This is a genomic window from Streptomyces sp. NPDC007189 (assembly GCF_040703635.1).
GTDB lineage: Bacteria > Actinomycetota > Actinomycetes > Streptomycetales > Streptomycetaceae > Streptomyces.
Map to the genome: position 1 here is coordinate 132,877 of NZ_JBEYEY010000004.1, position 12,370 is coordinate 145,246.

Genomic DNA, 12,370 nt, shown 5'->3' on the forward strand with positions numbered 1-12,370 from the left:
GGAGAGTTTGCACAACGGAGACGGTTCACCGTGTGGGTATTGCCACACCTCGGGTGACCGGTCGTGCCGCTAGTGTCTGTTCGCTACCTACAAAAGCCCCGGAGGACCCATGGCGTTCGGCTGGATCGACGAGCAGGCCGAGGCGCGCCGCCGCGCCGGACTCGTACGGACCCTGCGCCCGCGCGCCGCCGACTCGTCGCTGCTGGACCTGGCGAGCAACGACTACCTGGGCCTGGCCCACCACCCCGAGGTCATCGAGGGGGCCGCCCGGGCCGCCCGGACCTGGGGCGGCGGTTCGACCGGCTCCCGGCTGGTCACCGGCACCACCGAGCTGCACACCGAGCTGGAGCGCGAACTGGCCGCCTTCTGCGGCTTCGAGGCGGCGCTGGTCTTCTCCTCCGGTTACGCCGCCAACCTGGCCGCGGTCACCGCGCTCGGCCCGCACGGCTCGCTCATCGTCTCCGACGCCGGCAACCACGCCTCCCTCATCGACGGCTGCCGGCTGGCGCGGGGCGAGCGGCAGGTCGTCGGGCACGCCGACCCGGAGGCGGTGCGCAAGGCGCTGGGCACCCACCAGGGGCCGGCGATCGTCGTCTCGGACACCGTGTTCTCGGTCGACGGGGACCGGGCGCCGCTGGCCGAGCTGGCCGCGGCGTGCCGGGAGCACGGCGCGGGGCTCGTCGTGGACGACGCGCACGGGCTCGGGGTGCTGGGCGACGGCGGCCGGGGCGCGCCGTACGCGGCGGGGCTGGCCGGCGCCGCGGACGTGGTGGTCACGGCCACCCTGTCCAAGTCGCTGGGCAGCCAGGGCGGCGCGGTGCTCGGGCCGCGGCGGGTGATCGACCACCTGGTCAACGCCGCCCGGACGTTCATCTTCGACACGGGTCTGGCGCCGGCGGCGGCCGGGGCCGCGCTCGCGGCGCTGCGGCTGCTCGTCCGTGAACCGGAGCGCGCGGCGCGCGCCCGGGCGGTTGCCGCGGAACTGCACGCACGGCTGACCGCCGCGGGTCTGGAGGCGGTGCGTCCGGACGCCGCGGTGGTCTCCGTGCGAGCCGCGTCCCCGGAACAGGCGGTGCGCTGGGCGGCCGACTGCCGTACCGCCGGTCTGGCCGTGGGCTGCTTCCGTCCTCCTTCCGTGCCCGACGGCGTCTCACGGCTGCGGCTGACCGCCCGCGCGGACCTGTCCGGGGCCGAGATCGAACGCGCTGTACGTGTGATCGTCGAAACGCGACCATGAGTCGGCGTGACACGGCCGTGCTTCAACCTTGGGTGGGTACGAGTGATCGGTTGCGATCGCTTCTCGTCAGAGATCGCTGAGGAAACCGGCCCAGCTCTCGGTGGAGAAGAGCAGCGCGGGTCCGGCCGGGCGCTTGGAGTCGCGCACGGCGAGCAGTCCGGCTCCGGGGCCGGAGCGCGGCCGGGCCGTCTCCACGCAGTTGTTCGCTCCCGTGCTGTAGCTGCTGCGCAGCCAGCGCACGTCGTGCAGGTCGGTACTGGCAGGGACGTTCCGAGGCAGAGCTGACATGGTGCCTCCTTACGCGCCGTCACCTATCCCGGCGATGTAGTCCAACGTGTCCTCGGGTGAAAGGGCGTGCATCCGAAGGGTGTCGAAGGCCTCCGAGTAGGCCATGAGGTCTTCTTTCCGCTCCAGGTAGAGGCTACTCGTCAACTGGTCGAGAACAACCACGTCCAGATCAGAAGTGCTCGGAAATGAGAAGATAACGAAAGGCCCGGTGAGGCCGACATGCGCTCCGGCGCTGAACGGCAGTACCTGGAGCCGTACGTGGGGCAGCCGGGCCGCCTCCATCAGCCGCTCCAGCTGCCGGGCCATCACCTCGGGGCCGCCGACCTCGCGCCGCAGCACCGCCTCGTCCAGCACCGCGCTCAGCACCAGCGGCGGGTCGGCGCGCAGCACGTCCTGCCGGGCCAGCCGCACCTCCACCAGCGTGTCCCGGTCGCTGTCGTCCAGGTCCTTCACGGCCGCCCGGGTCACCGCGCGGGCGTACTCGGGGGTCTGCAGCAGGCCGGGTACGACCGTGGTCTCCAGGGTGCGCATCGTGCTCGCCTGCGACTCCAGGCTGATGAAGTCCCGGTAGGTGGGCGGCAGCACCCCGCGGTAGGCGTGCCACCAGCGGTGCCGGTCGCCGGTGTCGCCGGAGCCGGCCAGCATCAGCAGCAGCTGGCGCAGTTGCCGGTCGTGCACCTCGTAGGCGTCGAGGAGTAACCGCACATCCGCTGGTTTCACGCCGCTGGCGCCGGTCTCGATACGGCTGACCTTCGACTGGTGCCAGCCCACCAGCCGGGCCGCCTCACCGCTCGTGAGCCCGGCACCGGTACGCAGCGTGCGCAGTTCGGCGCCCAGTTTGCGGCGGCGCACGGCCGGCCCGTTCTGCATGGGCTCCTCCTTACTCCTTCCGGGCCGCCCGAATACGGTCTCGCGTCGCAGAGTTCACCGCTTCGAGCGACAGATATATGCATATCTTGGTGGATCGCTCCCCGTGACCGGCCCGGTGGTGGCAGGCTGACGAGCAAGCACCAGTCCGGGACCGTACTCGAACCATCCGCGCCGTGTCGGACTGCGGTCCCGTGGGAAAGGGACGACCTCGCCATGGCAGACCATCTGGAAGCATCCGTCACTCTGCCGAGCGATCCCGCCTCGGTCTCCGCGGCCCGCACGTATGTCGTGGGCACGCTCGCGGAGTGGGGCCTGCCGTCGGACACCGAGACGGCCGACACGGTGCGACTCATCGTCTCCGAACTCGCCACGAACGCCGTACAGCACACTTTCGGTCAGTCACCCACCTTCACGGTCGACATCGCCCTGGAGCGCGACGAACAGCTCCGCATCGGCGTGACGGACAGTCACCCGCGCTTTCCGAAGAGACTGCCCGCAGCCGTCCAGCAGGACAACGGGCGCGGCATGGTCATCATCCGCTGGCTCACCGCGGAGTGCGGAGGCAAGCTCCGGGTCCGCCCCACCCGCGAGGGCGGCAAGACGGTCTTCATCGAACTCCCCTGGATCCTCCCGGCCGAACAGACCCGCTAGCCGGCCGACAGGGGCACGGCAGCCCTCCGGGCGGGGCGGGGTGGTGGGGAGGCGTTGTCCCGGGTGCCGCGAGGGGGTGACGGCGCGTCGAGGGCGTTCATGCCCCGTTCGTACGGCCGGCCCGACGGAACGAGCCCTCGGGGCTTCGCACGGCATCCGCGCCGGGTCGCCGAGGTGCCTCGGCGTCTGTGCAGTGAGTGCGTCGGCCCCGGGCCGCCCGTGGGCTCCAGGCGGGCACCGGGGTGGCGCCGACGGTGCTCGGAAGCGGCCCTGCTGCTGGAGCCGCTCCTCCCATTACGGCGGGTCGGCCGACCTGGGCCGGGCCGGGGCAGCCGGCGTCGCCCTGCCGGACCGTCGGGCCGACCCGCCGCGATGGACCGGGTCAGCCGACCCGGCCGTACCAGACGCTCCTGGTCCAGATCTTCTGGAGCCGCACCACGTCCCCGGTCCTCGGTGCGTGCCAGATCTTCCCGTGCCCGGCGTAGATGCCGACGTGGTAGACGTAGGAGCCCGAGTGGAAGAACACCAGGTCGCCGGCCCTGCGGCTGCGGGCGGAGATGTGGTGCGTCCTGTTGTACTGCGCGGCGGCGGTACGTGGCAGGCTCTTGCCCGCCTTCTTGAACGAGTAGAGCGTCAGCCCCGAGCAGTCGAACCTGCGCGGCCCGGTGGCCCCGTACTGGTACGGCGCCCCCTTCTTGGAGGCCGCGATGTGCAGTGCTTTCGTCGCCAGGGTCGCGGCCGAGGCGTCGGTGGCGAGCCCGGGGACCGCGATCGAGCCGCCCACGGCGGCGAGGGTGAGGGCCGAGGCCGTACCGGCCCGGGCCATGAGCGACGGGACACGATTGAGCGCAGTCATGCGCAACCCTTCGTCAGCCGCCTGTGAAGGATGACCTGTCGGATTCGGGCTGGCGAAGTTGCCCGGCCGCGTTGCCGCGGCTTCACCCCAAGGGCTGCTCGGAACCTCCGCCCGGCCGCGGCGCACAGAGGGCTCTGTGACGCGCGGACGGACATCCGTCCCGGCGACCCGTCTTGCCTGGGTCCTCCACTCCTGCCGATCCACTCCTGTCGACCGGTCATCCGGGCGGCGGCAGGACTCGGCGTCCGCCCGGACCGCCCCGCCGCGGTCGGCGGGGGCTTGTCGTCGGACGGGATCTTCACCCACGCCGGTCCGAAAATCCCAACGCATCCGGGAATTTGTGGCGTTACTCACCACTCACCCGTTCGGGTGGACCACGTGACGTTCGAGACATCGTCAGATCCCCGACGTACCCTCGGACCTGGGACGAAGCGCTTTCCCGCGAGCCCGGGACGGGCGCGGAGCGCAAGTCGGGAGGCCGGAAAAGCGATCCGGATATACACCGGTCGGCGGTACGTCGTTCGGGCCGTTTCAACTCCCGTCCGGGCGGCCCCGGTCGACGCCCGGATGCCGTACGGCCGCTCGGGCGTCCGGATCAGCCGACGCCGTCCGGCGGGAGCGCGACGCGCGCGGTCCGGCGTTCACCGTCCAGCACCCGCAGGGCCCGTGCCAGCGTGTCCCCGTGCAGCTCCGTCTCGCCCCGCTGGTGCATCAGCGCGAGGGCGTCACGCAGCTCTGCGGCCTTGCGCACCAGGGCCTGGGCCGCACGCAGCCCGCGATAGGTGTCGCCGCCGTGCGCGGGATTGACGCGGCCCAGCAGGTCGGCGGCCTCCAGGTAACGGTCGATCAGGTCGCCCTCGGCGCGCGTGAGCGCGGGCAGCGGCGGCAGGTCCGGCAGCATCGGCGGCTCACCTCCCGTCCGGTGCGCCGGGAGTGCCCCGCCGGGCGGGCACGATGGCGTCCACCAGGCCGTAGTCCACCGCTGCGGGGGCGTCCAGCACCAAGTCCCGCTCCAGGTCGCGGTGAACCTGCTCCGCCGTGCGCCCGGTGTGCCGTACCAGCATCTCCTCCGTCAGCGCCCGCAGCCGGGCCAGCTCCTCGGCCTGGATGAGCAGGTCGCTGGGCTGGCCCTGCACCGGCTCGGACAGCTGGGGCTGCGAGAGGACCATGCGCGCGCCCGGCAGGGCGAACCGCTTGCCCGGCGTGCCGGCCGCGAGCAGCAGCGCGGCCTGGGAGGCGGCCTGGCCCAGGCAGTAGGTCGCCACGTCGCAACTGACGTAGCGCAGCGTGTCGTAGACCGCCGTCAACGCGCTGAACGTGCCGCCGGGGGAGTTCACGTACAGCGTGATGTCCCGCTCCGGCGCCGCGTGTTCGAGGTACATCAGCTGCGCCATCACGTCGTTCGCGGCCGCGTCGTCCAGCGGGGTGCCGAGGAAGACGATCCGGTCCTCGAACAGCTTGCCGTAGGGGTCCAGGGTGCGCGCGCCGCTGCCGGTGCGCTCGGTGAACTCGGGCAGGACATGACGGGCGAACGCGCGGGACATGGGACACCCCTTCTCTCGCACGGGTCCCCGGCGGACCCGGCTTCTGTAAAAAATGTACAGGACGTACCTGACGTACGATGGTGGTATGGCCTACGAGATTCCGGTGACGCAAGCCAGGGCTGAGCTGGCCGACCTGATCAACCGCGTGGTGTACGGCGGTGAGCGCGTCGTGGTCACCCGGCACGGCAAGCCGCTGGTCGCGCTGGTGTCGGCCGCCGATCTGGAGCGGCTGGACGCCCTCGAGGAGCAGGCCGGGGAGCAGGTCGTCAGCTCGGTCTCGGGCGTCCGCGAGGCCGGTTCCGCCGCGCGCGAACGGCAGCGCTTCGGCATCGCCGCCGAGCACCGCGGTCCCGGGGTCTCCTGACCCGCGCGGGTATCGGCGGTCCCATCGCGCGGTCATCGGTGGATCAAGGTCTGGTTAACGTCGCCGAAACTCCGGCGCTCTAACCTGCCGATCCACGCCATCAGGGGTTTTTCTGCCCGGGATTGAGGACGATCCGGGGATTTGTCTGTGTGTTACACCTATCCCCGTCGTGATGGCTGCGGCAACCGGACCCCGCACGGTCCGGAGCAAGGACTGTGAGGTGGGACGTGCAACTGACCCCGCACGAGCAAGAGAGGCTGCTGATCCACGTGGCGGCCGACGTGGCCGAGAAGCGCAGGGCCCGGGGGCTCAGGCTCAACCACCCGGAAGCGGTCGCCCTCATCACGTCGCACATCCTCGAAGGCGCGCGTGACGGCCGTACGGTCGCCGAACTCATGTCCTCCGGCCGCAAGCTCCTCTCCCGGGACGACGTCATGGACGGCGTCCCCGAGATGATCCACGACGTCCAGGTGGAGGCCACCTTTCCGGACGGCACCAAGCTCGTCACCGTCCACGAGCCGATCGTCTGAGGGGGCCGCGATGATTCCCGGAGAGATCCTGTTCGCGGACGACCCCGTCCTGTGCAACGAGGGCCGCGAGGTCACCCGCCTCACCGTCCTCAACGCCGCCGACCGGCCGGTCCAGGTCGGCTCCCACTACCACTTCGCCGAGGCCAACCCCGGCCTGGAGTTCGACCGCGCCGCCGCCCGCGGCAAGCGGCTGAACGTCGCCGCCGGCACCGCCGTGCGCTTCGAGCCCGGCATCCCCGTCGACGTCGAACTGGTGCCCCTCGCCGGCGCCCGGATCGTGCCGGGGCTGCGCGGGGAGACGGGAGGCGCGCTCGATGCCTGAGATCTCCCGCGGCGCCTACGCCGACCTCTTCGGCCCCACCACCGGTGACCGCATCCGGCTCGCCGACACCGATCTGCTGATCGAGATCGAGGAGGACCGCTCCGGCGGACCCGGCGCGTCCGGGGACGAGGCGGTCTTCGGCGGCGGCAAGGTCATCCGCGAGTCCATGGGCCAGTCCCGCGCCACCCGCGCCGACGGCACCCCCGACACCGTGATCACCGGAGCCGTCGTCGTCGACCACTGGGGCGTCGTCAAGGCCGACATCGGCATCCGCGACGGCCGGATCACCGCGATCGGCAAGGCCGGCAACCCCGACACCATGGACGGCGTCCACCCCGGCCTGGTCATCGGCCCCGAGACCGAGATCATCGCGGGCAACGGGCGGATCCTCACCGCCGGCGCCATCGACGCGCACGTGCACTTCATCTGCCCCCAGGTCGCCGACGAGGCCCTCGCCTCCGGCATCACCACCCTGGTCGGCGGCGGCACCGGCCCCGCTGAGGGCTCCAAGGCCACCACGGTCACGCCCGGCCCCTGGCACCTCGCCCGGATGTTCGAGGCGATGGAGGCCTACCCGGTCAACGTCGGCTTCCTCGGCAAGGGCAACACCGTCAGCCACGAGGCGATGCTCTCCCAGATCCGGGGCGGCGCGGCCGGCCTGAAGCTGCACGAGGACTGGGGCTCCACCCCGGCCGTCATCGACGCCGCGCTGACGGTCGCCGACCGCACCGGCATCCAGGTCGCCATCCACACCGACACCCTCAACGAGGCCGGGTTCGTCGGCGACACCCTCGCCGCGATCGCCGGCCGGGGCATCCACTCGTACCACACCGAGGGCGCCGGCGGCGGGCACGCGCCGGACATCATGACCGTGGTCTCGCAGCCCAACGTGCTGCCCAGCTCGACCAACCCGACCCGGCCCTTCACCGTCAACACGACCGAGGAACACCTCGACATGCTGATGGTGTGCCACCACCTCAACCCGGCGGTCCCCGAGGACCTGGCCTTCGCCGAGTCCCGGATCCGGCCGTCCACCATCGGCGCGGAGGACATCCTGCACGACCTCGGCGCCATCTCGATCATCTCCTCCGACTCCCAGGCCATGGGCCGCGTCGGCGAGGTGATCCTGCGCACCTGGCAGACCGCCCATGTGATGAAGCGCAGGCGCGGCGCGCTGCCCGGCGACGGACGCGCGGACAACCACCGGGTACGTCGCTATGTCGCCAAATACACGATCAACCCGGCGCTCGCGCAGGGCCTCGCCGCCGAGATCGGCTCCGTCGAGACCGGCAAGCTCGCCGACCTCGTGCTGTGGGAGCCGGCGTTCTTCGGCGTCAAGCCGCTCCTCGTCCTCAAGGGCGGGCAGATCGCCTACGCGCAGATGGGCGACGCCAACGCCTCCATCCCCACCCCGCAGCCGATCCTGCCCCGCCCGATGTACGGCGCGATCGGCCGTGCCCCGGCCGCCAACTCGGTCAACTTCGTCGGGGAGCCGGCGATCGAGGACGGGCTGCCGGAGCGGCTGGGGCTCGGCAAGCGGTTCCAGGCGATCGCCTCCACGCGCGCGGTGACCAAGGCCGACATGCGCGAGAACGACGCCCGGCCCGACGTCCGGATCGACCCCGACAGCTTCGCCGTGCACATCGACGGCGAACTGGTCGAGGCCACCCCGGCCGCCGAACTGCCCATGGCCCAGCGTTACTTCCTCTTCTGATGGGGTCGTGATGTCACGGGCCGCACTGCTCGTCCTGGCCGATGGCCGCTTCCCCGCCGGAGGGCACGCGCACTCCGGCGGGGCGGAGGCCGCCGTCAAGGCGGGCCGGATCACCTCCGCCGCGAGCCTGGAGGACTTCTGCCGGGGCCGGCTGCACACCGCGGGAGCCGTCGCGGGCGCGCTGGCCGCCGCGGCCGTACTCGGCGTCGATCCGGAGGAGTTGGACACGGCGGCGGACGCCCGTACGCCGTCACCCGCCCTGCGGGCCGCCGCGCGGCGCCTCGGCCGTCAGCTGCTGCGGGCCGCCCGGGCCAGCTGGCCGTGCGACGAACTCGACGCGCTGGCACGGAGCTTCCCCAAGGGGGCGCATCAGCCGGTGGTGCTCGGGTGCGTGGCGCGGGCCGCCGGTCTCGGACCCGAGGACGCGGCGTACTGCGCGGCGTACGAGAGCGTCAGCGGGCCCGCGACGGCCACGGTGCGGCTGCTCAGCCTCGACCCGTTCGACGCGACCGGTGTGCTGGCGCGGCTGGCGCCGGAGCTGGACCGCGTCGTGGACCGAGCCGTGGAGGCGGCGCGGAGCGTGCGCGACGAGGGCGTCGACGCACTGCCGGCGGCGTCCGGGCCGTTGCTGGAGGTCGGCGCGGAGTGGCACGCGGCCTGGCCCGTGCGGCTGTTCGCGTCATAGAGCCCGCCCCCGCCGTCCCCCGGGGGCCCTGCCCCTTCGACCCCGCCAGGGGAGCACCGCCCCCTGGCCCCCATCGGCCCGAACAGCCTCGTCCTCAAGCGCCGGACCGGTTGAACGGCCGCGCTTCGCCAACCAGGAGCCGTACATGCACCTCGATCACACCCATCCCGGCCCCGCCGCCCTCAGCGCGGACGCGCGCCGGCCCGACGGATCGCGCCGCGCGCTGCGCATCGGGCTCGGCGGGCCCGTCGGGTCCGGGAAGACCGCCACCGTCGCCGCGCTCTGCCGGGCCCTGCGCGAGGAGTTGTCGCTCGCGGTCGTCACCAACGACATCTACACCCGTGAGGACGCCGAGTTCCTGCTGCGGGAGGCCGTGCTGCCGCCCGAGCGGATCACGGCCGTGGAGACCGGCGCCTGCCCGCACACCGCGATCCGCGACGACATCTCCGCCAACCTCGAAGCCGTGGAGGACCTGGAGGACGCGGTCGGCCCGCTGGACCTGATCCTCGTCGAGTCCGGCGGCGACAACCTCACCGCGACCTTCTCCAAGGGGCTCGTGGACGCCCAGATCTTCGTGATCGACGTGGCCGGCGGCGACGACATCCCGCGCAAGGGCGGCCCCGGCGTCACCACCGCCGACCTGCTCGTCGTCAACAAGACCGACCTCGCCCCGTACGTCGGCTCCGACCTCGCCCGGATGGCCGCCGACGCCAAGGCCCAGCGAGCCGAACTCCCCGTCGTCCTCCAGTCGTTGCGCAGCGAGCGGGGCGTCGCCGACGTGGCCGCCTGGGTGCGCGGGCGGCTGGCCGCGTGGACGGCGTGACCGCCACCGGGGTACGGGCGGACGCCCGGATCGTCGCCCGCGCCGACGGCCGGGGCGGCACCGCGCTGCCCGTCCTGGAGAGCGACGGCCCGCTGGCCCTGCGCCGCGTCCGGTCCGGCGGCGCCGAGGCGCGGGTCATGGTCGTCGGCGCGATGAGCGGCCCGCTCGGCGGCGACCGCTTCTCGCTCACGGCGAGCGCGGCGCAGGGCGCCCGGCTGCACGTCGGCTCGGCCGCCGCCACCCTCGCCCTGCCGGGCCAGACCAAGGGCGAGGCCCGCTACGACGTACGGCTCGACGTGGCCGACGGAGCCGAACTGCACTGGCTGCCGGAGCAGTTGATCTCGGCCCGGGGCAGCGACCTGCGCGTCGTCACCCGGGCCGAACTCGCCGCCGGCGCCCGGCTCGTGCTGCGGGAGGAGCAGGTGCTCGGGCGGGCGGGGGAGGAGCCCGGCCGGCTCGGCAGCCGGCTGACCGTGCGGATCGCGGGCCGCACGGTGCTGGACCAGGAACTGGCCTGCGGGCCCGGGGCACCGGGCGGCTGGGACGGTCCCGCGGTGCTGGCCGGGCATCGTGCGGTGGGTCAACTTGTCGTCGTACGACCGGAGTTCGACCGGAATCCGCCCGGGCCCGCGGTGCTGGACGAGTGCGCCGCCCTGATGCCGCTGGCCGGACCGGCGGTCCTGGTCAGCGCCCTGGCGCCGGACGCCCTGCGGTTGCGGCGAGTCCTGGACGCCTCTCTGGCAAGGCTCATGGGTCGAACATGACCATCCGTTTATCGGATTGGTAAAGATGGCAGGCGACCCCTGTTCTCAGGCGGCTCACAGCCGAGAGGATCCCCCACCTGACCACTCACAGCGATCCTGATGCAGGGGGAGGGGCCCACTTGAGGGAGAACAGACCGAAGAGGCGCCTGATGGCGCTCGGTTCGGCCGGAGCACTCGTCACCGCCACCCTGGTCGCCGGCGCCGTCTCGGCGCCCGCGGCCAGCGCCGCCGGCCGGCCGGCGCCGGACCGGGAGGCCAAGGGCGCCGAGACAGCCGCCGCCCGCGCCGCCAAGGCCGGCATCGACTGGCAGGACTGCCCGGCCGACTGGGGGCTGGCCAAGCCCATCCAGTGCGGCTGGGTCAGCGTGCCCGTCGACTACGCCCACCCGTACGGCAAGCAGATCAAGCTCGCCGTCGACCGTATCGGCAACACGGGGACCAAGGAGGAGCGTCAGGGCGCGCTCGTCTACAACCCCGGCGGCCCCGGCGGCTCCGGGCTGCGCTTCCCGACGCGCGTCACCAACAAGAACCCCGTCTGGGCGAACGCCGCCAAGGCCTACGACTTCGTGGGCTTCGACCCGCGCGGCGTCGGCCACTCCGCGCCCATCTCCTGTGAGGACCCGCAGGAGTTCGTGAAGGCGCCGAAGTCGGACCCGGTGCCGGACAGCGAGGCGGACAAGCTCGCGCAGCGCAAGCTGGCCCACGAGTACGCCGACGGCTGCCTGGAGCGCACCGGCCGCGCCATGCTCCAGCAGATGACCACGCCGAACACCGCCCGCGACCTGGACGTCATCCGCGCCGCCCTGGGCGAGAAGAAGCTCAACTACCTGGGCGTCTCCTACGGCACCTACCTCGGCGCGGTCTACGGCACCCTCTTCCCGGGCCACCTGCGCCGCATGGTCGTGGACAGCGTGGTCAACCCGGCCCGCGAGAACATCTGGTACCAGGCCAACCTGAACCAGGACATCGCCTTCGAGGGTCGCTGGAAGGACTGGGAGGACTGGGTCGCCAAGAACGACGCCGCCTTCCACCTCGGCACCACCCGCGACGCCGTCCAGGCCAAGTGGCTGCAGCTGCGCGCCACCGCCAAGAAGAACCCCATCGGCGGAGTCGTCGGCCCGGCCGAGCTGATCTCCTTCTTCCAGAGCGCGCCGTACTACGACTCCTCGTGGGTGCCGGTCGCCACGGTGTTCAGCAAGTACGTCGCCGGTGACACCCAGGCGCTGGTCGACGCCGCCGCCCCCGACCTGTCCGACACGGCGGGCAACATCTCCGCCGAGAACGGCAACGCCGTCTACACGGCCGTCGAGTGCACCGACGCCAAGTGGCCGACCAGCTGGAAGACCTGGAACCGGGACAACACCCGGCTCAACGCGCAGTACCCGTTCATGACGTGGGCGAACGCCTGGATGAACCTGCCGTGCGCCACCTGGCCGGTCAAGCAGCAGAACCCGGTCGAGGTCAGGACCGGCAAGGGCCTGCCGCAGGTGCTGATCGTGCAGTCCACCCGGGACGCCGCCACCCCGTACGAGGGCGCCGTCGAACTGCACAAGCGGTTCCAGGGCTCCCGCCTGATCACCGAGGAGGACGCGGGCTCCCACGGTGTGACGGGCCTGGTCAACCCCTGCATCAACCAGCGCGTCGACGCCTACCTGATCGACGGCAAGCTGGACGGCGCGGACGTGACCTGCACCCCGCACGCCACGCCCAAGCCGTAACGAC

Annotated in this window: 15 protein-coding genes and 1 riboswitch; of the genes, 10 read left to right on the forward strand and 5 right to left on the reverse strand. The window is 72.3% G+C overall.

Annotated features, from left to right (window positions below):
• The first annotated feature begins 109 nt into the window (after nt 1-109).
• Nucleotides 110-1,237 carry an 8-amino-7-oxononanoate synthase gene (locus AB0950_RS09730; RefSeq protein ID WP_366778254.1) on the forward strand — a complete coding sequence of 376 codons (1,128 nt, stop codon included), beginning with the start codon at nt 110-112 and terminating at the stop codon, nt 1,235-1,237.
• 66 nt (nt 1,238-1,303) lie between these two features.
• Here the strand turns inward: AB0950_RS09730 and AB0950_RS09735 are convergent, their stop codons facing one another.
• Together AB0950_RS09735 and AB0950_RS09740 are read right to left on the reverse strand one after the other, a co-directional pair.
• Entirely contained in the window at nt 1,304-1,525 is a 222-nt protein-coding gene (locus AB0950_RS09735) for a DUF397 domain-containing protein (protein ID WP_360146749.1), read from the reverse strand.
• A gap of 9 nt (nt 1,526-1,534) precedes the next feature.
• On the reverse strand, nt 1,535-2,395 hold the full coding sequence (locus AB0950_RS09740; protein WP_360146746.1) for a helix-turn-helix transcriptional regulator: 861 nt from the start codon (nt 2,393-2,395) through the stop codon (nt 1,535-1,537).
• Between the two features lie 213 nt (nt 2,396-2,608).
• On the opposite strand from AB0950_RS09740, the gene AB0950_RS09745 reads away from it, so the two are divergent.
• Nucleotides 2,609-3,046 carry an ATP-binding protein gene (locus tag AB0950_RS09745; RefSeq protein WP_360146743.1) on the forward strand — a complete coding sequence of 146 codons (438 nt, stop codon included), beginning with the start codon at nt 2,609-2,611 and terminating at the stop codon, nt 3,044-3,046.
• 382 nt (nt 3,047-3,428) lie between these two features.
• Here AB0950_RS09745 and AB0950_RS09750 read toward each other — a convergent pair whose 3' ends face one another.
• The 3 genes from AB0950_RS09750 to AB0950_RS09760 all read right to left on the reverse strand — a co-directional run bounded on the left by AB0950_RS09750 (nt 3,429) and on the right by AB0950_RS09760 (nt 5,446).
• Entirely contained in the window at nt 3,429-3,902 is a 474-nt protein-coding gene (locus AB0950_RS09750) for a C40 family peptidase (RefSeq protein WP_360146740.1), read from the reverse strand.
• Nucleotides 3,903-3,905: 3 nt separating this feature from the next.
• Nucleotides 3,906-4,035, reverse strand: a riboswitch (cyclic di-AMP (ydaO/yuaA leader).
• Between the two features lie 462 nt (nt 4,036-4,497).
• Complete coding sequence (locus AB0950_RS09755; RefSeq protein WP_330341386.1) at nt 4,498-4,803, reverse strand: hypothetical protein; 306 nt, start codon at nt 4,801-4,803, stop codon at nt 4,498-4,500.
• A gap of 7 nt (nt 4,804-4,810) precedes the next feature.
• Complete coding sequence (locus AB0950_RS09760; protein ID WP_360146737.1) at nt 4,811-5,446, reverse strand: ATP-dependent Clp protease proteolytic subunit; 636 nt, start codon at nt 5,444-5,446, stop codon at nt 4,811-4,813.
• Between the two features lie 85 nt (nt 5,447-5,531).
• On the opposite strand from AB0950_RS09760, the gene AB0950_RS09765 reads away from it, so the two are divergent.
• The 8 genes from AB0950_RS09765 to AB0950_RS09800 all read left to right on the forward strand — a co-directional run bounded on the left by AB0950_RS09765 (nt 5,532) and on the right by AB0950_RS09800 (nt 12,366).
• On the forward strand, nt 5,532-5,810 hold the full coding sequence (locus AB0950_RS09765; RefSeq protein WP_330341388.1) for a type II toxin-antitoxin system Phd/YefM family antitoxin: 279 nt from the start codon (nt 5,532-5,534) through the stop codon (nt 5,808-5,810).
• Between the two features lie 227 nt (nt 5,811-6,037).
• Nucleotides 6,038-6,340: an urease subunit gamma gene (locus AB0950_RS09770; RefSeq protein WP_360146734.1), complete on the forward strand. Its 303-nt coding sequence runs from the start codon at nt 6,038-6,040 to the stop codon at nt 6,338-6,340.
• A gap of 10 nt (nt 6,341-6,350) precedes the next feature.
• The gene (locus tag AB0950_RS09775) at nt 6,351-6,662 is read left to right on the forward strand and encodes an urease subunit beta (protein WP_360146731.1); all 312 of its coding nucleotides are present in this window, start codon (nt 6,351-6,353) and stop codon (nt 6,660-6,662) included.
• The gene (locus AB0950_RS09780) at nt 6,655-8,376 is read left to right on the forward strand and encodes an urease subunit alpha (protein WP_360146728.1); all 1,722 of its coding nucleotides are present in this window, start codon (nt 6,655-6,657) and stop codon (nt 8,374-8,376) included. The genes AB0950_RS09775 and AB0950_RS09780 overlap by 8 nt, the downstream gene beginning before the upstream one ends.
• 10 nt (nt 8,377-8,386) lie before the next feature.
• Nucleotides 8,387-9,061: an urease accessory UreF family protein gene (locus AB0950_RS09785; protein WP_366778255.1), complete on the forward strand. Its 675-nt coding sequence runs from the start codon at nt 8,387-8,389 to the stop codon at nt 9,059-9,061.
• A gap of 145 nt (nt 9,062-9,206) precedes the next feature.
• Nucleotides 9,207-9,884, forward strand: coding sequence for an urease accessory protein UreG (gene ureG, locus AB0950_RS09790; protein WP_361978016.1), 678 nt, complete (start codon nt 9,207-9,209; stop codon nt 9,882-9,884).
• Entirely contained in the window at nt 9,872-10,648 is a 777-nt protein-coding gene (locus AB0950_RS09795; RefSeq protein ID WP_366778256.1) for an urease accessory protein UreD, read from the forward strand. Before ureG ends, AB0950_RS09795 begins: the two co-directional genes overlap by 13 nt.
• Before the next feature lie 149 nt (nt 10,649-10,797).
• A complete protein-coding gene (locus tag AB0950_RS09800) occupies nt 10,798-12,366 on the forward strand; it encodes an alpha/beta hydrolase (RefSeq protein ID WP_360146716.1) in 1,569 nt (522 codons plus the stop codon).
• Nucleotides 12,367-12,370 lie beyond the last annotated feature (4 nt).

Coding starts and splice junctions, on each gene's coding strand:
- AB0950_RS09730 (WP_366778254.1), top strand. CDS start 110: ATGGCGTTCGGCTGGATCGACGAGCAGGCCGAGGCGCGCCGCCGCGCC.
- AB0950_RS09735 (WP_360146749.1), bottom strand. CDS start 1,525: ATGTCAGCTCTGCCTCGGAACGTCCCTGCCAGTACCGACCTGCACGAC.
- AB0950_RS09740 (WP_360146746.1), bottom strand. CDS start 2,395: ATGCAGAACGGGCCGGCCGTGCGCCGCCGCAAACTGGGCGCCGAACTG.
- AB0950_RS09745 (WP_360146743.1), top strand. CDS start 2,609: ATGGCAGACCATCTGGAAGCATCCGTCACTCTGCCGAGCGATCCCGCC.
- AB0950_RS09750 (WP_360146740.1), bottom strand. CDS start 3,902: ATGACTGCGCTCAATCGTGTCCCGTCGCTCATGGCCCGGGCCGGTACG.
- AB0950_RS09755 (WP_330341386.1), bottom strand. CDS start 4,803: ATGCTGCCGGACCTGCCGCCGCTGCCCGCGCTCACGCGCGCCGAGGGC.
- AB0950_RS09760 (WP_360146737.1), bottom strand. CDS start 5,446: ATGTCCCGCGCGTTCGCCCGTCATGTCCTGCCCGAGTTCACCGAGCGC.
- AB0950_RS09765 (WP_330341388.1), top strand. CDS start 5,532: ATGGCCTACGAGATTCCGGTGACGCAAGCCAGGGCTGAGCTGGCCGAC.
- AB0950_RS09775 (WP_360146731.1), top strand. CDS start 6,351: ATGATTCCCGGAGAGATCCTGTTCGCGGACGACCCCGTCCTGTGCAAC.
- AB0950_RS09780 (WP_360146728.1), top strand. CDS start 6,655: ATGCCTGAGATCTCCCGCGGCGCCTACGCCGACCTCTTCGGCCCCACC.
- AB0950_RS09785 (WP_366778255.1), top strand. CDS start 8,387: ATGTCACGGGCCGCACTGCTCGTCCTGGCCGATGGCCGCTTCCCCGCC.
- ureG (WP_361978016.1), top strand. CDS start 9,207: ATGCACCTCGATCACACCCATCCCGGCCCCGCCGCCCTCAGCGCGGAC.
- AB0950_RS09800 (WP_360146716.1), top strand. CDS start 10,798: ATGGCGCTCGGTTCGGCCGGAGCACTCGTCACCGCCACCCTGGTCGCC.